Source organism: Microbacterium sp. NRRL B-14842 (assembly GCF_050470785.1).
In genome coordinates, this window is the sequence record NZ_JBFLUM010000001.1 from 2914911 (window position 1) to 2934418 (window position 19508).

The window sequence follows — 19508 nt, forward strand, 5'->3', positions numbered from 1 at the left end:
CCGCCGTCTCCTCCGTCTAGATGTGGCGGTCTCGCGGGCTGATCCGCTTCCAGGCGGCGGAGGGCGACTTCTCAGCCCGCGCAGGTCAGACCCCGGCCGGCGGCACGGTCAAGACGTCACCGCCACACTCGTCGCCGGCATCACCCGCCGATCGGGTCATGGCTTCTGTCGTGAATTGCGCACGGACACGGAGCGATCGGTGAGGTTGACGCCGGTCATCAAGGCAAGGAGCCCGATCACGAGGTACACCGGAAGCGCATCTCCAGCCGGGCTGTCGAGGTTGCCCGACGAGCCGAACCACGCAAGGACCCCGAACCACACCAGAACGGGAACCATGGCGAGAAGAGTACCGAGCTTCCTGCCGACCCGCCCCACCAACGCCCCCCAGAGGAGAAGAGCTACGCCCACCGCGACAAAGAGCATGATGTCCACCTCTAGCAGTTCCTCACCCACGGCCACCACACCCGCGGGCCCACCAACACAATGCCGCGAGATCGCGCTCGCTGTGTCATGTGACACATGGAAGCATACATATGAGGTCACAACCGATATTCTCGCCTCGAGTACCCGACGAGTGCAGCGTGGAGAACCGCGACCGTCGCGCCGCACAGCAATCCAGCGAGAGACTCAGCCCGCCGCAATCCCCCGCAGCAACCGCACCACCGTCTCCTCCACCCGCTCCGCACTCAACGGCTGCCCGATCAGGGCGGAGTATGAGGCGATCGCGATGAACTCGTCGGCGACCGCGGCGGCATCCACGTCCGCCCGCACGTCTCCGTCCGCCCGTCCGCGCGCCACACGCTCCGACACCCACTCCCGGATCGGCGCCGCCAGCCGCTCGTTCAACACCAGCCCCAGCTCGGGATCAGCCGCCGTCACCTCGATGAGCGCCCGCGCCAGCGACACACCCTCAGGCCGGGCGAGCCCCGCGGACACCGCTGTGAACCATGCACGCAGGTCCGCGCCGAGGTCATCCGTCATCGGTACGACGACATCCGAACCAGGGACCGCCCCTTCGAGCAGCGCCTCGCCGAGGATCGCGGCCTTCGACGGCCACCAGCGGTAGATGGTCTGCTTCGACACCTCCGCCTCAGCCGCGAGACCCTCGATCGTCACGGCCTCGTACCCGTCTGCGGCGAGCGCGCGACGCATCGCCTCCAGCACGGACTGGCGGGCCTTTTCACTGCGAGGACGAGGCACCTTTCGAGCGTACAGAGGCGTACACTGGAACATAAGTAGACGCACCGTTGCGAAACCCGAGCAAGGAGAAAGAGCATGGCCCTCACCGCACACTCCACCATCGGCGACTGGATGAACGACCCCACCGGCGGCCCGCTCATCCGGGGCCTCTTCGAGCAGACGGGTGCCGACCCCGAACTCCTCACCCCCGTGCTCGGACTCCCCCTGCAGCAGCTCGTCGCCATGAGCCAGGGCCAGCTCCCGCAGTCGGTCGTCGACGACCTCGTGCGCGCCGCGAACAACGGCGAGATCCCCGAGGACGACGCCTCCGAGGGCTGGACCGAGAAGGTCACGGCGGGCCGCTTCGCCGGCAAGACCGTCATCGTCACGGGCGCCGCCTCCGGCATCGGCAAGGCCACCGCCTCGCGCATCGCCCGGGAAGGCGGACGCGTGATCGCCAGCGACATCGCGGCCGAGAAGCTCGACGCCCTCAAGGCCGAGCTCCCGGATGCCGACATCGTCACGGTCGCGGGCGACCTCACGAAGCAGGACGCGATCGACGCCGTGCTCGCCGCCGCGGGCGACCGCATCGACGGGCTCGCGAACGTCGCCGGTATCAACGACGACTTCTCCCCTGCGGGCGAGACCCCGGATGCCGTGTGGGACCGCGTCATCGCGATCAACCTCACCGCGCCGTTCAAGCTCATGCGCGCGGTCATCCCCGTCATGGAGAAGGCCGGTCGCGGCGCGATCCTCAACGTGTCGAGCGAGGCGGGTCTGCGCGGCAACGCCTCGGGCAACGCCTACACGGCCAGCAAGCACGGCATCATCGGGGTCACCAAGTCCGCCGCCTTCATGTACGGGCCGAAGGGTATCCGCGTGAACTCCGTCGCCCCCGGCGGCGTCGCCACCGGCATCCCGATGCCCCCGAACATGTCCGAGTACGGCTCCGGCCGCCTCGCCCCATTCCAGCAGGCCATCCCGACCGTCGCGACCGCCGAGCACCTGGCCGCGTCGATCACCTTCCTGCTCTCGGATGACGCCGTGAACATCAACGGCGCCATCCTCGCCTCCGACGGAGGCTGGTCCGTGCAGTAACGCGACTCCATGGAACCGACGCCCCCGCCGACCCGAACGGCGGGGGCGTTCTCCGTCCGGGGTCAGCGCCTCTGCGTGAGGACCGTGGTGGCGAGGGCGGTGCCGATGATGCCGAGCGCGCCCACGCCGAGGAGCACGAGACCCGCGGGCCAGACCTCTCGCGTGAAGACGTCGTAGCTGTCGTCGTACTCGACGATGTGCTCGACCGTCCCGACTCCCGTGAGACTGATGCCGACGATCAGGGCCACGACCGACACACCCCACGCGGCGATCCATCCGAAGCTGTTCACGGCCAGCCGTCGCCGCTCCGCGAGGTCGACCTCATCGGTCTCGGGCGCGGTCCCCGACCGCGCGTCGTCATCGGTCTCGTGCGTCACCTCGGATGTAGTCTCCATGGCCGCACCATATCGGACGGGACCGGTTCCGGCAGGATGCCGGTCACACCACTCCGACGAGCTCCTCGCGCGCCCATGCTTCGAGAGTCGTCGGCGTCGTCGAGAGGACGGACCGCGGCTGCTCCGCCACGAAGCCGTCGCGGAGCCCGGTCGACATCCCCAGCACGGCCACGGCCATCGCCTCCGGCATCCCGGCGGCGCGGAGCCCCTGGCGCATCTCCTCGTCGTCGACGCGCTGCACGGTCACCTCTCGCCCGAGCTCGCGCGTCAGGATCGCGGCCACCTCGGCCCAGCTCAGATCCGCGGGTCCGTGCACGGCCTGCACCCGCCGCCCCCTCCACTCCCCGTTCAGCAGCGTGAGGGCGGCGACCTCCGCGATGTCGCGCGGCGCCACCCACGGCATCCGGAAGTCCAGCGGCAGCACGGTGGCGAGCGTCCCTCCCCGCAGTGACTCGACGTCGAGCAACAGGTTGGTGAAGAAGTAGCCGCAGCGCAGATGCGTCACGTCGATGTCGAGGGCGTCGAGCGCGACCTCCGTGCCGGCCAGGCCGTCGATCTCGCCGACGCCGTGCCGCTTCTCCGCCCCGACGCTGCTCTGGAACACCACGCGCCGGACGCCGTTCGCCCGGACGGCCTGCACCAGGGCCTCGGTCGCACGCGCGTAGTCGGCGAGCGGGTCGTCGGAGAACGCCGACGGATCCACCCAGTACAGGGCATCGACGTCTCGTGTCGCGGCGACGATCGCCTCGGGATCCTGCGAGTCGGCCTGCGCGATGTCGACGTACGGGCGCAGGTCGGCGGCGATGCGATCGGGGTCCCTGGTGAGCAGTAGGGGACGGACGCCGGCGCGGATCAGCATCCGCGTGAGGTGGTGCCCGACGTGGCCGTTGGGGGTGGTGACAGCGATGCGCATGAGGGTCCTCTCGGTCGGTGTCGCTCCACGCTACGGACGGATACGGCCTGATTCCGGCCGCATCTCGCGCGATGATGGAGCCGTGGACGCCCCCTCGCACCGCACCCTCCATCTGCTGTCTCTGCTGCAGACCGGCGGCGAGTGGAGCGTGCCCGACCTCGCCGCCCGCCTCGCGGTGAGCCCGCGGACGGTCCGCCGTGATGCGCAGCGCCTGCGCGACCTCGGCTACGACGTGCGCTCCCGCCCCGGTCCCGGCGCGGCCTACCGCCTGCGACCGGGGACGCGCATTCCGCCGCTGCTCCTGGACGCCGACGACGTCACCACGATCATCACCGGGTTGCTCGTCCTCGAAGCGTGGAGCCCGGAGGACCCGGCCGCCGCCGTCGCCCGCGGGAAGATCGAACAGGTCCTCCCGCCTGGCCTCCGGCGACGGGCTGCGGCGACGGCGCTGTCCACGCAGATCCTGCGCGCGGAGCCGGCACCCGCAGAGTGGGGTGCGGTCGGGACGCTGGCCGACGCGGTCGCTCAGAGCGCTCGGGTCGCCTTCACCTATACCGACCAGCACGATCGCGCTTCGGAGCGGGTGATCGCGCCGCATCGCCATATCTTCCGCGGAGGGCGGTGGTACGTGGTCGGCTTCGACATCGACCGCGACGACTGGCGGCTGTTCCGGCTCGACCGGATGCGGGAGGTGCGGGCGCTGCCGGGGGTGTTCGCGCCCCGGGAGTTCCCGTTCGCATCGGTCGAGGAGTGGCTCACGAGCGACTTCGGCCGTTCCGGAAGCTGATCGCACGCGGCGGCGCAAGCCCCTCCGCGGATGCCTTCGCTCGCCGTACCCTCGCCGCATGTTGAAGATCGTGTCGATCGTGATCCGCGTGGACGACCTCCCGGCCCAGACCGCGTTCTGGAAGGCCGCCCTCGACTACGTCGAACGAGACCCCGCGGAGGACGACTGGGTCGTGCTCAGACCCCGCGACGCCGACGCACCCTGCATCGCCCTCGACGCACACCACTCGGAGCGTGTGCTTCCGCCGCGCATCCACCTCGACATCTATGCGGAGGACCAGTCCGCGGAGGTGGAGCGCCTCGCCGGACTCGGAGCGCGGGAGGTGCACTGGGATGGCCGCCCCGACGACGCGGACTACATCATCATGGAAGACCCCGAGGGGAACCGCTTCTGCGTCGTCGACCGTCCCGACTGGCGTGGGTGGAGCACCGCGTGAGTCCGGGGTGTTCGTGCGGCCCGTTCGTGCGGTCTCCCGCGGGTGCAGAGTGCGAAAACGTCCCGGGGCGGGCGGCGTCAGGGCCGTTTCTGATCCCGTATCGGCACTGAAATGGGATGCACCCGGTGGGGAGTGCGAAACCGTTCCGGTCGAGGCGAGATCAGGATGAGGGATGTTTCTGCGCTCGCACCGGGGTCCCGGACGGGAACCCGTGCAGATAAGGGCGGAAACGTGCCCGAGCCGGCGACGGGAGGAACGGTTCTGCGCCTGCACCGGGGCTTCAGCGACGACGCATGAGGCCGTCGAGGTCGCTGGAGGCGAAGGGTCAGAGAGTATCCGGCGCGGTGGTGCGCTCGGCGGCAAGCGCGCGGCGATGCGCAGTCAGGGCCGCCCGGACCGCCGAGTAGATGATCAGCCACAGGAGCAGCAGCGCGAGAAGCGGGACGACCAGGTAGACGAGGAGGAAGAGGACGGAGGTACCGGCGAACATCGCTCCAGCGTAGGGGCGGTCGTGCTCCAGCGACGGTAGGTAGAGAGGATCGTCACCTCGTTGCGGTCAGAAGTGCAAGAACGCCCCGAATCCGGTGGCCGAAGGGACGTTCCTGCACTCTCACGCGAAAGGAGGGACGCGGCGTGGCTAGGGGCGCGGGAGGCGGGCGCGGGCGGCGCGGACGAGGGCGGCATTGCTCGGAGCCTCGGAGCCGTCTGGGAGGAGGAGTGTGTCCTCCAGGCCGATCCGCGTGTCGAGGCCGAACTCCGCGGCCAGGTCGACGGCGGGCCAGGTCGACAGCTCCTCCCCGTGCAGCAGGATCGGCAGGTCGGGCTCCTCGCGAGCCACGTGCGCGATCAGACCTTCAGCGTGCGAACGGACGACGTCGGCCGCCTCCGCCGGAAGCTCCACGAGCACGCGCAGGCAGTCGCCGCGGACCGGGGAGACCCGCCACGCCTCGAGTCCCGCCGCGTCCCAGATACCCGCCTCCACGCCGATGCCCCGTCGACCCAGCGCCACGGCCACATCGTCGGCCCCGTCTTCGTGCCAGTTCACGGAGGCATAGTCGGGGAGCTCCGTCCAGCCTCCGATGGCCTCGAGCCTTCGCGACACGTCGGGCTCGGCCCAGGCCCCGGTCGTCACGCCCACGGGCACTCCCGGCGCCGCGGCGCGGACGGCCCCGAGCCACCGCTGCACATCCTCGGGCGCGAGGGAGTCGCGGCCGGCGGCGTCCTTCGGGTGCACGTGGATCTCCGCAGCCCCGGCATCGACGGCCGCCGCGGCGTCTTGAGCGACCACCGTCTCGTCGGCGCTCAGCCACGGGTGCTCCGCGACGTCTCTGGCGCCGTTCACACAGGCCTGCAGGATCATCCGCGCCTCACCACATGAGGTCGCGCGGGTGCGCTTCGTTCGGCGCCACGTCCTCCGACGGCCCCTCCTCCGTGCGGACGAAGTGCTGCACCTGGCGCGCGGTCGCCGCCCCGCGGCCGACCTTCACCGCCTCCTCCATCGACTCGAAGCTGCTGCCCAGCGTGTGCGACTCGCCCTGGATCCGGTTGAACCAGATGCCGTTGCGCGAGAACGTCTCGATGTCTCCTGCGGCCATGCCCTGCCTTTCGTCTCCTCCTTTCTACGTGAGGCGACCGACAGCGAAGAGGCCCTTGACATGTCGTGTCGCGCGCCCGCGCCGACCCACCCCCTTCCGCGCATCCCGGCCCCCTGCGGACGGTCGCAAGGGGCCGGGTCGACCGCAAGGGGCCGGTTCGGGCACAGGAGGCACGCCGCTCGTCGAGCCACCCCGTTCTGTGCATCCCGGCCCCTTGCGGACGACCGGAAGGGGCCGGGTCGACGGCACAGGGCCGGGTCGAGTGTCCGACGGGATCAGGCGACGTCGAGGACCCAGGTCACGCCGAAGCGGTCCGTGAGCATGCCGAAGCCGGCCGACCACGCGGAGGCGGCGAGGGGCTCGACCACCGTCGCGCCGTCGGCGAGGGCATCCCACACGGGCTGAAGCTCCGCGAGGGACTCCGCCCGCAGCGACTGGAAGAAGGAGCGGTCGGTGATCGTCATCCCGTTCTCGCGGCGGGTGGCTCCCGAGGGCGCAGCGGTGTCGTCCGCACCCGGGATGTCGTACGCCATCAGCCGCACGGGTCCGTCGAGCTGCCCGAACACGACCTTGTCGAACCCGGGAACCCCCTCCGGCATCCCGAACTGCCCGTAGGTCGCCGCGGTCACCTCGCCGCCGAAGACCGACCCGTAGAAGTCGAGCGCCTCCCGAGCCGTGCCGCGGAAGTTGAGGTGGGTGGTGGTCGTGAGAGTCATGGTGTCCTCCGTGTCCCGGCCCGCCGATCGGGCCGTGTGACCCCACCCTCACAGCAGTAGAGGTCTGTTTCTGTCCGCTTCCCCACACAGAATGGAGCCATGACCGGAAGCTCCTCGCGCATGCTCGCATTGCTGTCCCTGCTGCAGGCGACACGGGACTGGCCGGGCGGGGAACTCGCCGACCGTCTCGGCGTCACACCCAGGACGGTGCGCCGCGACGTCGATCGACTGCGCGCGCTCGGCTACCGCATCGGATCCAGCAAGGGCCCGTACGGCGGCTACCGCCTCGAAGCGGGATCGGATATGCCGCCGCTGCTGTTCGACGACGATCAGGCCGTGGCGATCGCCGTGGCCCTGCAGAGTGCGAGCGCGACCGGGGTCGAAGTCACCGAGGCCGCACAGCGTGCACTCGCGACCGTGCGCCAGGTGATGCCCTCACGCCTGCGCCACCGGATCGACGGCATCCGCTTCACCGGCGCACCGGCCGAGATCCGCGTGGACCCGGCCGTGCTGGAGGCGGCGAGCGCGGCCGTGCGCGACCGACAGGTGCTCCGATTCGACTACGGCTCCGCACGGGACCGCCCGCCCCGGCGCACGGAGCCCCATGCCGTCGTGGCGCGGGAAGGCCGCTGGTACCTGCTGGCCTGGGACCTCGACGCGGCCGACTGGCGCACGTACCGCCTCGATCGACTGCGGCCCCGCACGCCGACCGGGCCCTCCTTCACGCCGCGGCCTCTCCCCGCCGCGAACGCGCAGACACTCCTCGCCGCGCGCGCCAAGGGCTCGACGACCGAGGATCGCTGGCCGTGCACGGGCGAGGTGGACCTCGACCTGCCCGCGCGGGAGGTGATGCCGTGGGTCGGCGACGGCGAGGTGGTGCCCCTGTCGGACGGCTCGTGCCGCCTTATGGTCGGCTCCTGGTCGTGGACGGGTGTGCTCGCCGCGGTGGCCCGGTTCGACGCACCGTTCACGGTGGTCGGGCCCGAGGCGCTGCGCGAGGCGGCGGGGATGCTGGCGCAGCGGTTCGCGGCAGCGCACTCCTCCTCCTGACGCTGCCCTGTGGGGGAGTTATCCAGAACGTTCGGGGAGCTCCGTCCACCCGGCCTCGCAATGTCGCCGAGCGATGGTTCACTGGACCCACGAATCCAAGAACTAGTAGTTCTACTACTTTGGATCTACCCTGAGGAGATGGGCACCGTGTCGAAGACCGAACTGAATCAGCAGACCGCGCGGGTGCTGGCGCGCGTCACCGCCGGAGAGCACCTGACGGTGACAGACCGCGGGCGCCCGATCGCCGAGTTGTCGCCGCCCGCCGAGACGGCCTGGACGCGCATGATCGTCAACGGGCGGGTGACGCTGCCCCGCGCGAACGGTCCGCTCCGCCACGCCCCCGTGCCGGACTCGCTGTCCGTGACGGAGATCCTCGGCGAGCTTCGGGCCGACCGGTCGTGATCTACCTCGACACCTCAGCGGCCGCGAAGGCACTCATCGAGGAAGAGGGGTCGGAAGCGGTCGTCCGCGCCTTCGCGAACGGCAGCGAGTTCGTCTCTTCGCGCCTCCTCGCCGTGGAACTGCACGCGATCGCAGACCGCCGTTCCCTCGACCGCGCAGCCGTCGTCGATCTCCTCGACCGCGTCGCGCTCGTCTCCGTCGACGACGAAACGCTGACCGCGGCCATCCAGGCAGGCTCAGGGCTCCGCGCTCTGGATGCTCTCCACCTCGCCGCCGCGCTCGAACTCGGCGACGTGGTCACTGCGCTCCTCACCTTCGACCGTGAGCTGGCGGCCGCAGCACGCGCACAGGGCCTGAGCCTCGCCGAGCTGCCATGACGCCGCCTTCCCACCCCGACGCCGTGCGACTGCGCGCACGAGAGAACGGCCCCGACCGCGCCGGTAGACTGAACACGCCCCGCCGGCCCCTTCCTTTGGAGTGCGCGTGACCACCGCCCCTGCACCTTCCCCCCAGCACGTCCCCGACTCCGTCGAGAACGCGATCGCGACGCCCGAGAAGGAGCAGCCGTACGGCGCCCTCGGGCTCAAGGACGACGAGTACGCGCGCATCAAGGAGATCCTCGGCCGCCGCCCCACCTCGGGCGAGCTGGCGATGTACTCGGTGATGTGGTCGGAGCACTGCTCCTACAAGTCGAGCAAGAACTACCTGCGCCGCTTCGGCCAGAAGGTCTCCGACGAGATGAAGGAACGCCTGATGGTCGGCATGGGCCAGAACGCGGGCGTCGTCGACGTCGGCGAGGGCTGGGCCGTCACCTTCAAGGCCGAGTCGCACAACCACCCGTCGTTCATCGAGCCCTTCCAGGGCGCGGCGACCGGTGTCGGCGGCATCGTCCGCGACATCATCTCGATGGGCGCCCGCCCCGTCGCGGTCATGGACGCCCTGCGCTTCGGCGCGATCGACCACCCGGACACCGCCCGCGTCGTGCACGGCGTGACCAGCGGCATCAGCTTCTACGGCAACTGCCTGGGCCTTCCGAACATCGGCGGCGAGACCGTCTTCGACAGCGTCTACCAGGCCAACCCGCTCGTGAACGCGCTCGCGGTGGGCGTGCTGCGCCACGAAGACCTCAAGCTCGCGAACGCCACCGGCGTCGGCAACAAGGTCGTCCTGTTCGGTGCCCGCACCGGCGGCGACGGCATCGGCGGCGCGAGCATCCTGGCCTCCGACACGTTCGCCGACGGCGGCCCCACGAAGCGCCCCGCGGTGCAGGTGGGAGACCCGTTCGCCGAGAAGGTGCTCATCGAGTGCTGCCTGGAGCTGTACCGCGGCGAGCTCGTCGAGGCGATCCAGGACCTCGGCGCCGCCGGCATCTCGTGCGCGACGAGCGAGCTCGCGGCCAACGGCAACAGCGGTATGAAGGTCTCCCTCGACAACGTGCTGCTGCGCGACCCCACGCTCACGGCCGAGGAGATCCTCATGTCGGAGTCGCAGGAGCGCATGATGGCGATCGTCGCCCCCGAGAAGCTCGACGCCTTCCTGGCCGTCGTGAACAAGTGGGAGGTCGAGACCTCCGTGCTCGGCGAGGTCACCGGAGACGGACGCCTCATCATCGACTGGCAGGGCGAGCGCATCGTCGACGTCGACCCCTCGACCGTCGCGGTCGACGGCCCCGTCTACGACCGTCCCGTCGCCTACCCGACGTGGATCGACGCCCTGCAGGCGGACGCCGCCGAGAACCTGCCGCGGGCAAACGACCCGGAGACGCTCCGCGAACAGTTCCTCGCCCTCGTCGCCTCCCCGAACCTCGCGGACACGAGCTGGATCACGAACCAGTACGACTACTACGTGCTCGGCAACACGGCCCTGAGCTTCCCCGACGACGCCGGCATGATCCGCGTGGACGAGGAATCCGGCCTGGGCTTCGCGGTCTCGACGGACGCCAATGGCCGCTACTGCCAGCTCGACCCCTATGCGGGCGCGCAGCTCGCGCTCGCCGAGGCCTACCGGAACGTCGCCGTCACCGGCGCCGTGCCGACCGCGATCACCGACTGCCTGAACTTCGGCTCCCCCGAGAACCCCGAGGTCATGTGGCAGTTCGGGCAGACCGTCGACGGCCTCGCGGACGGCTGCTACGAGCTGGGCACCCCGGTCACGGGCGGTAACGTCTCGTTCTACAACCAGACCGGTGACGTGCCGATCCACCCGACCCCGCTCGTCGGCGTGCTGGGCATCATCGACGACGTCTCCCGCCGCATCCCGTCCGGCTGGCAGGACGAGGGGCAGAACATCTACCTGCTCGGCACGACTTCGACCGAGCTGTCCGGCTCCGCGTGGGCCGACGTCGTGCACCAGCACCTCGGCGGCCGCCCGCCGAAGGTCGACCTCGCGGGCGAGAAGCGCCTGGCCGGCCTGCTCGCCGCGGCCCGTGACGAGTGGCTCATCTCCTCGGCGCACGACCTCTCGGAGGGTGGTCTCGCGCAGGCCCTGGCCGAGGGTGTCATGCGCTTCGGCGTCGGTGCCCGCGTCTGGCTGAACGAGATCATCGAGCGCGACGGCGTGGACGCCGCGTCCGCCCTGTTCTCCGAGTCGACCGGCCGCGTGCTCGTGACCGTCCCCCGCGAGGACGACGTGAAGTTCCGCGGTCTCTGCGAGGGCCGCGGCTACCCGGTCGCCCGCATCGGCGTCACGGACAGCGAGCCACAGCTCGAGGTGCAGGACGTCTTCACCGTCTCGGCCGCCGAGCTCCGCCAGCGCTCGCAGGCCACGCTGCCGTCGTACTTCGGTCCGACCGTCACGGAGCCGGTGGCCTGATGAGCGGCGACGGCCTCAGCGAGGACTACGGCGACCTCGGCGAGAAGCGCAACCGGCGCATCCGCATCATCGCGTGGACCGTCATCGTGGCACTGATCCTCGGTGGCGGCGGCGCGACCGTGCTCACCATCCTCCTCGGCTGACCTGGCGTTACGTCGCAGATTCGCACCCGGTCGCAGGGATTCCAGGAACCCATGCGACCTCGTGCGGATCCGCGACCTCAGCGGGCGAAGAGGTAGCGGGTCAGGGCGACGACGGAACCCGGATCGTGGGCCTCGCGGCCGAGGGACTCCACGATGATGGCCCCGAGGATCGCGCGGCCGAGCTGCTCGACCGGGGCGTCCTCCGGCAGCTGACCGTCCCGGATGCCCCCGCGGAGGCGCTCCGACAGGTACTTCTCCACCCCGAGGCTCTCCCCGAGGTGCGCGCCGACCGAGGCGTCCTCGGTCGCCGCGGCCACGAGTGATCGCAGCAGCACCCCGCCCTGGGGTTTCTCGAGGATGGAGAGCACGCTCCGCAGCCAGGTCTCCACGTCGGCGGAGAGGTCTCCGGTGTCGGGCACGACGAAGTCCACGGGGATGAGTCGCCCCTCGGCCAGGCACTCCCCGATGAGCGCACCCCGCGACGGCCACCAGCGGTAGATGGTCTGCTTGCCGACCTTGGCCTCCTTGGCGATGCCCTCGATCGTGAGCCGGTCGTACCCCTGATTGTGAAAGAGCCGGGCCGTCGCGTCGAGGATCGCCTCGCGGGCCGCGGTGCTGCGCACGGGGCCGCTGCGATGCTCGTTCACCATGCGTTCAGGATAGCCACAGATCCCTAGACGAGACGTGCCGTATGCTCTTTTCGTCTGAAGGAGATCACGTGGCTTCACTGCTGTTCCGTCTGGGTTCTTTCGCTGCGCGCAAAGCATGGACGGTGATCGTCTCCTGGGTGCTCATCCTCGGGCTCGGCGTCGGCGCCTTCCTCACGTTCGGCGGCACGCTGAGCAACAGCTTCGACATCCCGGGCACCGCGTCCGGCGAGGTCACCGATCAGCTCGCCGACAAGCTGCCGGACACCGCCGGCGGCACCGGGACGGTCGTCTACCGGACGGACGACGGCGAGCCGTTCACCGACGAGCAGAAGCAGGCGATCTCCGACCTCGCAGCGAGCGCGGAGGACCTCGACGGCGTCGCCTCCGTCGTCGACCCGTTCGACGCCCAGCGGCAGCAGGACGAGCAGGCGAAGGAGTTGACAGACGGACAGGCCCAGCTCGACGACGGCCGCGCGCAGCTCGACGCCGGCCAGGCCCAGCTCGACGACGGCCGCGCCCAGCTCGAGACCGGGATCACCCAGCTCGAAGGAGCGCGGGCTCAGGCCAACGCCGCCGGTGCACCGCCCGAGCAGACTGCCGCGCTCGACGCGCAGCTCGCGGAGCTGAACGCCCAGCTCGCGCAGCTCGAGGCCCAGCAGGCCACCATCGACGCGAACCGCGACGAGCTCGCCGACAGTGCGGAGCAGCTGGAGCTCGGAACGACCCTTCTCAACCTCTCGGAGGGCATCGGCGTCGTCTCGGAGGACGGCTCCACGGCGATCGTCAACGTCTCCTTCGTCGACCCGCGCCTGGAACTCGCCGAAGAGACCAAGCAGAGCACCATCGCCCACTTCCAGGACGAGGAGATCGACGGCGTCACGGTCGACTTCGGCACCGACATCGCCCAGGGTGTGCCGGAGATCTTCGGCGTCGGCGAAGCCATCGGTCTCGCGTTCGCCGCGGTCGTGCTCATCGTCATGCTCGGCTCGCTGATCGGTGCGGCCCTTCCGATCGTCACGGCCGTGGTCGGTGTCGGCGTGGGCGTCACGGCGTCCCTCGCGTTCTCCGGCGTCGTCGACATGGCCTCGGTCACTCCCGTCCTCGGCGTGATGCTGGGGCTCGCGGTCGGCATCGACTACTCCCTCTTCATCGTGAACCGGCACCGCAAGCAGCTGCTGGCCGGGTCGCCCGTGCGCGAGTCCATCGGCCTGTCCACCGGCACCTCCGGGACCGCGGTGGTGTTCGCGGGGACCACGGTCATCGTCGCACTCCTCGCCCTCAACGTGACGGGCGTGCCGTTCCTCGGCCTCATGGGCACGGTGGGCGCGGTCTGCGTCGCCGTCGCCGTGCTCGTGGCCGTGACCCTCGCCCCGGCGATCCTCGGCCTCGTCGGCACCCGCCTGCTCGGCCGCAAGGCGCGGGCGACCATCGGCCAGGAGCACGCGGCCGGAAAGCCCGTGCGCCGGATGTCGACGCTGCGCGCGGTCGTCACCGCCCTCGTCAGCGTCATCGCGCTGCTCGTGATCGCGATCCCCGCGATGTCGATGCGCCTCGGCCTCCCGGACGGGTCGAGCGAACCCGCCGACTCCACCAGCTACCGCGCGTTCCAGACCGTCGACGAGCAGTTCGGCGAGGGTGCGAACGGGCCGCTCCTGGTGACCGCGACCCTCGACGACGCCGTGAGCGACGACGACCTGCTGGCCACCCAGGTGACCGTGGCCGAGAAGATCGCGGAGCAGGACGACGTGGTCGCGGTCGCTCCCATCGCGACGTCGGACGACAACACGCTCCTCGCCTTCCAGGTGCTTCCTGCCGAGGGCCCGAACAGCGCCTCCACCGAGAAACTGGTGCAGGATCTGCGAGGTCTCCCCGAGATCGACGGCGGCATCACCCTCGGCGTCGCCGGGCAGGCTGCCACGAACATCGACATCTCCGAGGCCCTGGCGAGCGTGCTGCCGCTGTACCTCGTGGTCGTCGTGGGACTGTCGCTGCTCATCATGATCGTCGTGTTCCGCTCACTGCTCGTGCCGCTCATCGCCACGGGAGGGTTCGTGCTGTCGCTGTTCGCGACGTACGGGCTCATCGTCGCGGTGTTCCAGTGGGGGTGGGGCGCCGACCTCATCGGGTTGCACAGCACCGGTCCGATCCTGAGCTTCCTGCCGGTGATCCTCGTCGGCATCCTGTTCGGACTGGCCATGGACTACCAGCTCTTCCTCGCGTCGGGGATGCGCGAGGCCTATGTGCACGGTGCCTCCGCGCGCGATGCCGTGGCGCAGGGCTTCCGGGCCGGGCGCTCGGTGGTCATCGCGGCCGCGCTCATCATGGTGTCGGTGTTCGGCGGGTTCGTGTTCTCGGAGTCGACCATCATCCGGTCCATCGGGTTCGGCCTCGCGTTCGGCGTGCTGCTCGACGCGTTTGTCGTGCGGATGCTGCTGATGCCCGCGCTCATGCACCTGCTCGGACGCTCGGCCTGGTGGCTGCCGAAGTGGCTCGACCGCATCATCCCGAACGTCGACATGGAGGGCGCGGCGCTGGAGCGGGATCACCCCAGCGTGCACACCGACTCCGTGCCCACCGTGGAGGCTCCGCGCACCCGCGGCTGAATCGCGGTCACGCGCGGGTTCAGGCGTTCGCGCGGGTTCAGGCACCTGCTGCTGGTGTCGCCTGATGCCGCGCGGATGCCTGACCCTGCGCGAGCGTTCGCGGGCGCAGGCTGTCCCGAGAGGACAGGCAGGCGCGGGAGTTCAGGCACTTGCTGCCTGTGTCGCCTGAATCGGCGCGGACGCCTGGACCCGCGACGACGTGAGTGTCGCCGGGCCTAGAGTGGGCGGATGGATCTGCGAGCGCTGTTGGAAGAGCGTCGCGCCGAGGCCGCGGCTCGCGTCACGGCGACGGCGGCCACCCTCGCGGAGCTCATGCACGATCGCGAGGGCTCGAACGACGACGACGAGCACGACCCGGAGGGGGTGACGCTCTCGTCGGAGTGGTCGCGACTGTCGGGGCTCGCCGAGGCGGCGCAGGCGGAGCTCCGCCAGGTGGACGAGGCGCTGATGCGGATGGACGCCGGGACCTACGGCATCTGCGCGCACTGCGGCAGGCCTATCCCGCCGGAGCGCCTGGAGGTACGGCCGTTCGCGGAATACTGCGTGGCCTGCGCCGAGAAGCTCGGTCGCTGACGCCGGAGTAGCATCGCGGGCATGGCCATCGCCCTCGAGAACATCGGGATCGCCGTGCGCGACCTCGACGCCACCATCGCCTTCTTCACCGACCTGGGGCTGTCCGTGGTCGGACGGGACGAGGTCAGCGGCGAGTGGGCGTCCACCGCGGTCGGACTCGACGGGAACCACGCGCGGATCGCCGCGCTGCAGACCCCGGACGGGCGCGGGCAGATCGAGCTCTTCGAGTACATCCATCCGGACGCGATCGAGACGGAGCCGACGAGGCCGAACGAGATCGGCATGCACCGGATCGCCTTCTCCGTCGACGACATCGACGCCTCCCTCGCCATCGCCGCGCGGCACGGGTTCCATCCCCTGCGCGGCGTCGCGAACTACCGGGACATCTACCGACTGACCTACCTCCGCGGCCCCAGCGGCATCATCCTCATGCTCGCGCAGGACCTCACGAAGGCCTGAACCCGCTCGGCCGGGCACAGCTTCGGAGACCGCAGGCGACACGCCGCCGAACGGAACCTGTCGACGGCGTGTCGGCCCGGATCTCCGAAGCTGTGCCCGGGGCAGCGGGAGGCGAGGACCTCGGCGATCTGGTCGAGCACGGCGATCGGAGCGCGCATCTCGGACGCGGGAACCGGCGGCTCACCGGTCTCGAGCATCCGGGCGAAGGCACGGACGCCGGGCTGCACGTACCCGGGACCGATCGGGATCTCCCGGCTGGCGATGCCCCGTCGGCCGACGACGGTCGCCCGGAACGGCACCTGGCGATCGCCGTCCGGCCGCACGAACTCCAGCGTGACGGGCACCCCGTCGACCCGGTAGCGGGCGACGACACCCGCGGGCAGGAACTGCACCTCGACGTCCTCCGCGATGCCGCGCCGCAGAACCTGGGCGAGATCGGCGATGTGGATGCCGTAGAAGAAGATGCCGCTGTACGGGCTGTCCGGATCGGCAGGTCCCGTGACGGTGACCGCCTGGACCTCCCCGATGCGGCCGGCCTCCGCCACGAGCTCCGCGGTGTCGGCGAGCCAGCGGAGCGTGGACGATGAGGTGACGGGCGCCTGCCCACCCTGCGCGGCGGCGAGGATCGCGTCGGCATCGGCGACCGCTGCTGCGAGGGGCTTGTCGACCCAGACCGGCACCCCGGCTTCCAGGAAGGGGACGGCGATGGCGCGATGATCGGCACCGTCGCGGGCGGTCACGATGAGCGCATCCACCGTGCCGAGGAGCGCGCCCGCCTCGTCGACGACGCGTTCGATGCCGCCGAGCGCGGCCAGTTCCCGCGTGCGCTCCGGCTCCCCTGCCACGAGGGCCGTGATCCGCACGGGCACGTCCGGGGCCTCGACGTTGAGGAAGCGGACGATCTCCGTGGCGTGGCTGTTCTCGATCCCGACGATGCCGACGCTCTTCATGCGGCCGCCCTCCCTCTCGTGCGGGCCCCCGGCGACCCGCCGTCGCGCAGTAGGCTGAACCCATCATGGACGAGTTCATCCGGGGCTTCTGGAACTTCGCGGGTGACTACTGGTGGCTCATCTTCCCGATCATGGGCATGGCCGGCGGCGCCGCCAAGGCCTGGGAGCGCAGCTCCAAGCGTCGGCACGAGCGCCGGCTGGAGACGCTGCGTATGAAGGCGCAGCTGAAGACGGCCGAGATCGAGGCGCGCGCGGCCGGACGGCAGGCGAAGCGCCAGGGTCCTACCGTGGTCGACACGACCGCGCCGGTGGCGCCCGACGACCTGCTCGCCCGCCTCTTCGCCGAGCATGACGAGATCACCGCGCGCTGGCTCGACTACGAGCTCGACGTCGCCAAGCTGATCGCCTTCCCCGCGATGAGCGACGGCCGCCAGCCGCTGACGGCCGCCTTCCTCCGCGCGAAGAAGACCGCGGACGCGCTGCGTCCGGCCTCCGCCGACGCGACGCTCTCGGAGCAGCAGATCGCGGAGTACCTGCAGGCCGTCGGCGACTACGCCGTCGCGTTCGAGATCGCGGAGAAGGACGCCCGTCGGCTGCGCGACTCGACGTTCACCGAGGCCGAGCGCAAGCGCCTCGACCGTGCGCAGCAGCTCCTCAAGGTCGCCGTGGACGAGTCGGCGACGCAGTCCGAGCGGAACATCGCGTACAAGCGGGTGCGCGAGGAGCTCGACGGCCTCATCCTGCTCTCCGACGAGGCCGTGACCGTGCTCGAGAAGCAGGTGGCGAAGGAGCTTCCGTCCGCCCGTGCCGCAGCGGCGGATCATGACGGCCCCGTTCCGGAGCCGCTGCCCGTGACCGACCCGCGGCGGACGGCGGAGAGCGCATGACTCCCGAGAACGTGACCGGCCCGGTCGCCGTCCACGCCGAAGCCCCGGTCTGGTGGCCCGGGTGGGGCGGGCTGCGCTGGGTCGACGGAGACGCGGGCGACCTGCTCACCCTCCGCGGCGACGATATCGTCCGCCAGCACGTCGACGACGAGTACCTCGCGTTCTTCCGTCCGCGGACGTCCGGGGGCTTCGTGGCGGTGGGCGCGCGTACCCTGTACCTCGCCGACGGCCCCGACACGGAGGCCCGTCCCGTCGCGACCCTGCTCGACGACGGCGCGGTGCGCATGAACGACGGCTGCTGCGACCCGCGAGGGCGACTTCTGGCCGGATCGATGTCCACGGACTCCACCGAGGGTGCAGGGACCGTGCTGCGCATCGACGCCGCGCTCGACGTGACCACGGTGCTCCCCCGCGTGACCTCGTCCAACGGGGTCAGCTACTCCCCCGACGGCCGCCGCGTCTACTACGTGGACACCGACACCGGCCGGATCGACGTGTTCGACGTGGCCGAGGGCGACCTCCGCGGACGCCGGGTGTTCGCGCACATCCCCGAAGACGACGGCGTGCCCGACGGCCTCACGGTCGCCGCGGACGGCAGCGTCTGGGTCGCGCTGTGGGGCGGGAGCCGTGTGCGCGGGTTCGAGCCGTCCGGGGCCGTGCGCGAGGACATCGTGCTGCCGGTGCCCCAGGTCAGTGCCTGCACGTTCGGCGGCGACGACCTCGGCACGCTCTTCATCACGACCTCCGCGCAGGGCCTGCCGCCCGATCACGGCACTGCCGCGGGGTCGGTCTTCGCGGTGCGTCCCGGGGTGCACGGCCTCCCGGTCCTCCCCTTCGCCGGCTGACCCTCGCGCGGGTTCAGGCGCTCGCGCGACATCAGGCACCTTTCCCCTCCACCCGCCTGAGCCGGCGCGGATGCCTGTGGCCGTGGGGTGCCCGGGAGAGGCCTCTACCCGGGACACGGTTGCACTCAGCGAAAGGAACCGTGCCCCGGGCACAGGCCTCACCCGAGCCGGACCCGCTCCGTGCGCTGGTGCTGACGGCCGAGCCGCTCGATCTCGATGGTCATCTCGTCGCCGTCCTGCAGATAGGGGAAGCGCCCGGACAGCGCGACGCCCTGCGGGGTGCCGGTGTTGATGACGTCTCCTGGTTCGAGCACGAGGTAGTGGCTGAGCTCGTGCACGAGCTGCAGCACGGGGAAGATCATGTCGGCGGTGGAGGAGTCCTGCCGCGGCTCGCCGTTCACGAAGGACCGCAGGCGCAGCGCCTGGGGGTCGACCTCGTCGGCGGGCACCAGCGCGGGGCCGAGGGGGTTGAACGTCTCGGAGCACTTCCCCTTCGACCACTGTCCGCCGGAGACCTCGAGCTGATACGCCCGCTCGGACACGTCGTTCGAGATGGTGTAGCCGGCGATCACGTCGCGCGCGGCCTCGACGGAGGGCAGATACCGCGCCGTGCGGCCGATGACGACCGCGAGCTCGACCTCCCAGTCGACCTTCTCGGCGCCCGGCGGCAGGAGCACGACGTCGTCCGGGCCCACGACAGTGTTCGGGTGCTTGAAGAACACCACCGGGTGCGCGGGCGGCTCGGCGCCCGACTCCGCCGCGTGCGCCGCGTAGTTCTGGCCGATGCAGATCACGGCGGTCGGCCGCGCCACGGGGGCGCCGACGCGCAGCCCGGCGGTCTCCGCCTCCGGGAGTGCGCCGTCTGCCATTGCCGCGCGCACGCGGGCGATGCCGTCCGCGGCGAGGAAGGCGCCGTCGATGTCGCGGGTCAGGGATCCGAGATCGCGCACCACGCCCTCGTCATCGCGGACGTAGGGGCGCTCGTGGCCGATCTCGCCGAGTCGCAGCAGTTCCAT

At 70.7% G+C, this 19508-nt stretch carries 24 protein-coding genes; 13 read left to right on the top strand and 11 right to left on the bottom strand.

The genetic code is table 11. The features are described 5' to 3' along the window. Nucleotides 1-156: 156 nt before the first annotated feature. Both AB1285_RS14245 and AB1285_RS14250 read right to left on the bottom strand, forming a co-directional pair. Nucleotides 157-453, bottom strand: coding sequence for a hypothetical protein (locus tag AB1285_RS14245; protein WP_429977482.1), 297 nt, complete (start codon nt 451-453; stop codon nt 157-159). Between the two features lie 174 nt (nt 454-627). Beyond that, complete coding sequence (locus AB1285_RS14250; protein ID WP_370428110.1) at nt 628-1200, bottom strand: TetR/AcrR family transcriptional regulator; 573 nt, start codon at nt 1198-1200, stop codon at nt 628-630. 75 nt (nt 1201-1275) lie between these two features. Between AB1285_RS14250 and AB1285_RS14255 the strand changes: the two genes are divergently transcribed. Continuing rightward, complete coding sequence (locus tag AB1285_RS14255; protein ID WP_280566514.1) at nt 1276-2277, top strand: SDR family NAD(P)-dependent oxidoreductase; 1002 nt, start codon at nt 1276-1278, stop codon at nt 2275-2277. Between the two features lie 62 nt (nt 2278-2339). On the opposite strand, the gene AB1285_RS14260 is transcribed toward AB1285_RS14255, so the two are convergent. Next, on the bottom strand, nt 2340-2672 hold the full coding sequence (locus tag AB1285_RS14260) for a hypothetical protein (RefSeq protein ID WP_280566516.1): 333 nt from the start codon (nt 2670-2672) through the stop codon (nt 2340-2342). 43 nt (nt 2673-2715) lie between these two features. Further along, complete coding sequence (locus AB1285_RS14265; protein WP_370428111.1) at nt 2716-3585, bottom strand: NAD(P)H-binding protein; 870 nt, start codon at nt 3583-3585, stop codon at nt 2716-2718. Nucleotides 3586-3667: 82 nt separating this feature from the next. Here AB1285_RS14265 and AB1285_RS14270 point away from each other — a divergent pair, with 82 nt between their 5' ends. Together AB1285_RS14270 and AB1285_RS14275 are read left to right on the top strand one after the other, a co-directional pair. Then, a complete protein-coding gene (locus AB1285_RS14270) occupies nt 3668-4372 on the top strand; it encodes a helix-turn-helix transcriptional regulator (RefSeq protein ID WP_370428112.1) in 705 nt (234 codons plus the stop codon). A 58-nt stretch (nt 4373-4430) separates the two neighbouring features. Next, complete coding sequence (locus tag AB1285_RS14275) at nt 4431-4808, top strand: VOC family protein (RefSeq protein WP_259951796.1); 378 nt, start codon at nt 4431-4433, stop codon at nt 4806-4808. Between the two features lie 325 nt (nt 4809-5133). On the opposite strand, the gene AB1285_RS14280 is transcribed toward AB1285_RS14275, so the two are convergent. The 4 genes from AB1285_RS14280 to AB1285_RS14295 all read right to left on the bottom strand — a co-directional run bounded on the left by AB1285_RS14280 (nt 5134) and on the right by AB1285_RS14295 (nt 7119). Further along, entirely contained in the window at nt 5134-5298 is a 165-nt protein-coding gene (locus tag AB1285_RS14280; protein ID WP_187662967.1) for a hypothetical protein, read from the bottom strand. Between the two features lie 147 nt (nt 5299-5445). Next, nucleotides 5446-6168: a 3-keto-5-aminohexanoate cleavage protein gene (locus tag AB1285_RS14285; RefSeq protein ID WP_370428113.1), complete on the bottom strand. Its 723-nt coding sequence runs from the start codon at nt 6166-6168 to the stop codon at nt 5446-5448. A 7-nt stretch (nt 6169-6175) separates the two neighbouring features. After that, complete coding sequence (locus AB1285_RS14290) at nt 6176-6403, bottom strand: hypothetical protein (RefSeq protein WP_187662965.1); 228 nt, start codon at nt 6401-6403, stop codon at nt 6176-6178. A 275-nt stretch (nt 6404-6678) separates the two neighbouring features. Beyond that, entirely contained in the window at nt 6679-7119 is a 441-nt protein-coding gene (locus tag AB1285_RS14295) for a VOC family protein (RefSeq protein WP_292795972.1), read from the bottom strand. Between the two features lie 99 nt (nt 7120-7218). Here AB1285_RS14295 and AB1285_RS14300 point away from each other — a divergent pair, with 99 nt between their 5' ends. The 5 genes from AB1285_RS14300 (at nt 7219) to AB1285_RS14320 (ending at nt 11525) form a co-directional block, all read left to right on the top strand. Continuing rightward, entirely contained in the window at nt 7219-8169 is a 951-nt protein-coding gene (locus AB1285_RS14300; RefSeq protein WP_370428114.1) for a helix-turn-helix transcriptional regulator, read from the top strand. Nucleotides 8170-8307: 138 nt separating this feature from the next. Next, nucleotides 8308-8571 (top strand): type II toxin-antitoxin system Phd/YefM family antitoxin, encoded by a 264-nt coding sequence (locus AB1285_RS14305; protein ID WP_370428115.1) that lies wholly within the window; start codon nt 8308-8310, stop codon nt 8569-8571. Further along, nucleotides 8568-8948, top strand: coding sequence for a PIN domain-containing protein (locus AB1285_RS14310; RefSeq protein ID WP_370428116.1), 381 nt, complete (start codon nt 8568-8570; stop codon nt 8946-8948). The genes AB1285_RS14305 and AB1285_RS14310 overlap by 4 nt, the downstream gene beginning before the upstream one ends. Nucleotides 8949-9054: 106 nt before the next feature. Then, entirely contained in the window at nt 9055-11382 is a 2328-nt protein-coding gene (purL, locus tag AB1285_RS14315) for a phosphoribosylformylglycinamidine synthase subunit PurL (RefSeq protein WP_370428117.1), read from the top strand. Next, nucleotides 11382-11525, top strand: coding sequence for a hypothetical protein (locus AB1285_RS14320; protein ID WP_187662960.1), 144 nt, complete (start codon nt 11382-11384; stop codon nt 11523-11525). The genes purL and AB1285_RS14320 overlap by 1 nt, the downstream gene beginning before the upstream one ends. A 77-nt stretch (nt 11526-11602) precedes the next feature. Here AB1285_RS14320 and AB1285_RS14325 read toward each other — a convergent pair whose 3' ends face one another. Further along, a complete protein-coding gene (locus AB1285_RS14325; RefSeq protein ID WP_025104106.1) occupies nt 11603-12175 on the bottom strand; it encodes a TetR/AcrR family transcriptional regulator in 573 nt (190 codons plus the stop codon). A gap of 68 nt (nt 12176-12243) precedes the next feature. Between AB1285_RS14325 and AB1285_RS14330 the strand changes: the two genes are divergently transcribed. The 3 genes from AB1285_RS14330 (at nt 12244) to AB1285_RS14340 (ending at nt 15810) form a co-directional block, all read left to right on the top strand. Beyond that, nucleotides 12244-14778 (top strand): MMPL family transporter, encoded by a 2535-nt coding sequence (locus AB1285_RS14330; RefSeq protein WP_370428118.1) that lies wholly within the window; start codon nt 12244-12246, stop codon nt 14776-14778. A gap of 228 nt (nt 14779-15006) precedes the next feature. Next, the gene (locus AB1285_RS14335) at nt 15007-15351 is read left to right on the top strand and encodes a TraR/DksA family transcriptional regulator (RefSeq protein ID WP_187662958.1); all 345 of its coding nucleotides are present in this window, start codon (nt 15007-15009) and stop codon (nt 15349-15351) included. A 21-nt stretch (nt 15352-15372) separates the two neighbouring features. Next, on the top strand, nt 15373-15810 hold the full coding sequence (locus AB1285_RS14340) for a VOC family protein (RefSeq protein ID WP_370428119.1): 438 nt from the start codon (nt 15373-15375) through the stop codon (nt 15808-15810). Here AB1285_RS14340 and AB1285_RS14345 read toward each other — a convergent pair. Next, complete coding sequence (locus tag AB1285_RS14345) at nt 15750-16760, bottom strand: Gfo/Idh/MocA family oxidoreductase (RefSeq protein ID WP_370428120.1); 1011 nt, start codon at nt 16758-16760, stop codon at nt 15750-15752. The genes AB1285_RS14340 and AB1285_RS14345 overlap by 61 nt on opposite strands. Nucleotides 16761-16825: 65 nt before the next feature. Between AB1285_RS14345 and AB1285_RS14350 the strand changes: the two genes are divergently transcribed. Together AB1285_RS14350 and AB1285_RS14355 are read left to right on the top strand one after the other, a co-directional pair. Continuing rightward, the gene (locus tag AB1285_RS14350; RefSeq protein ID WP_370428121.1) at nt 16826-17647 is read left to right on the top strand and encodes a hypothetical protein; all 822 of its coding nucleotides are present in this window, start codon (nt 16826-16828) and stop codon (nt 17645-17647) included. Then, nucleotides 17644-18492 (top strand): SMP-30/gluconolactonase/LRE family protein, encoded by an 849-nt coding sequence (locus AB1285_RS14355; protein WP_370428122.1) that lies wholly within the window; start codon nt 17644-17646, stop codon nt 18490-18492. The genes AB1285_RS14350 and AB1285_RS14355 overlap by 4 nt, the downstream gene beginning before the upstream one ends. 158 nt (nt 18493-18650) lie before the next feature. Here the strand turns inward: AB1285_RS14355 and AB1285_RS14360 are convergent, their stop codons facing one another. After that, nucleotides 18651-19508 (bottom strand): fumarylacetoacetate hydrolase family protein, encoded by an 858-nt coding sequence (locus AB1285_RS14360; RefSeq protein WP_370428123.1) that lies wholly within the window; start codon nt 19506-19508, stop codon nt 18651-18653.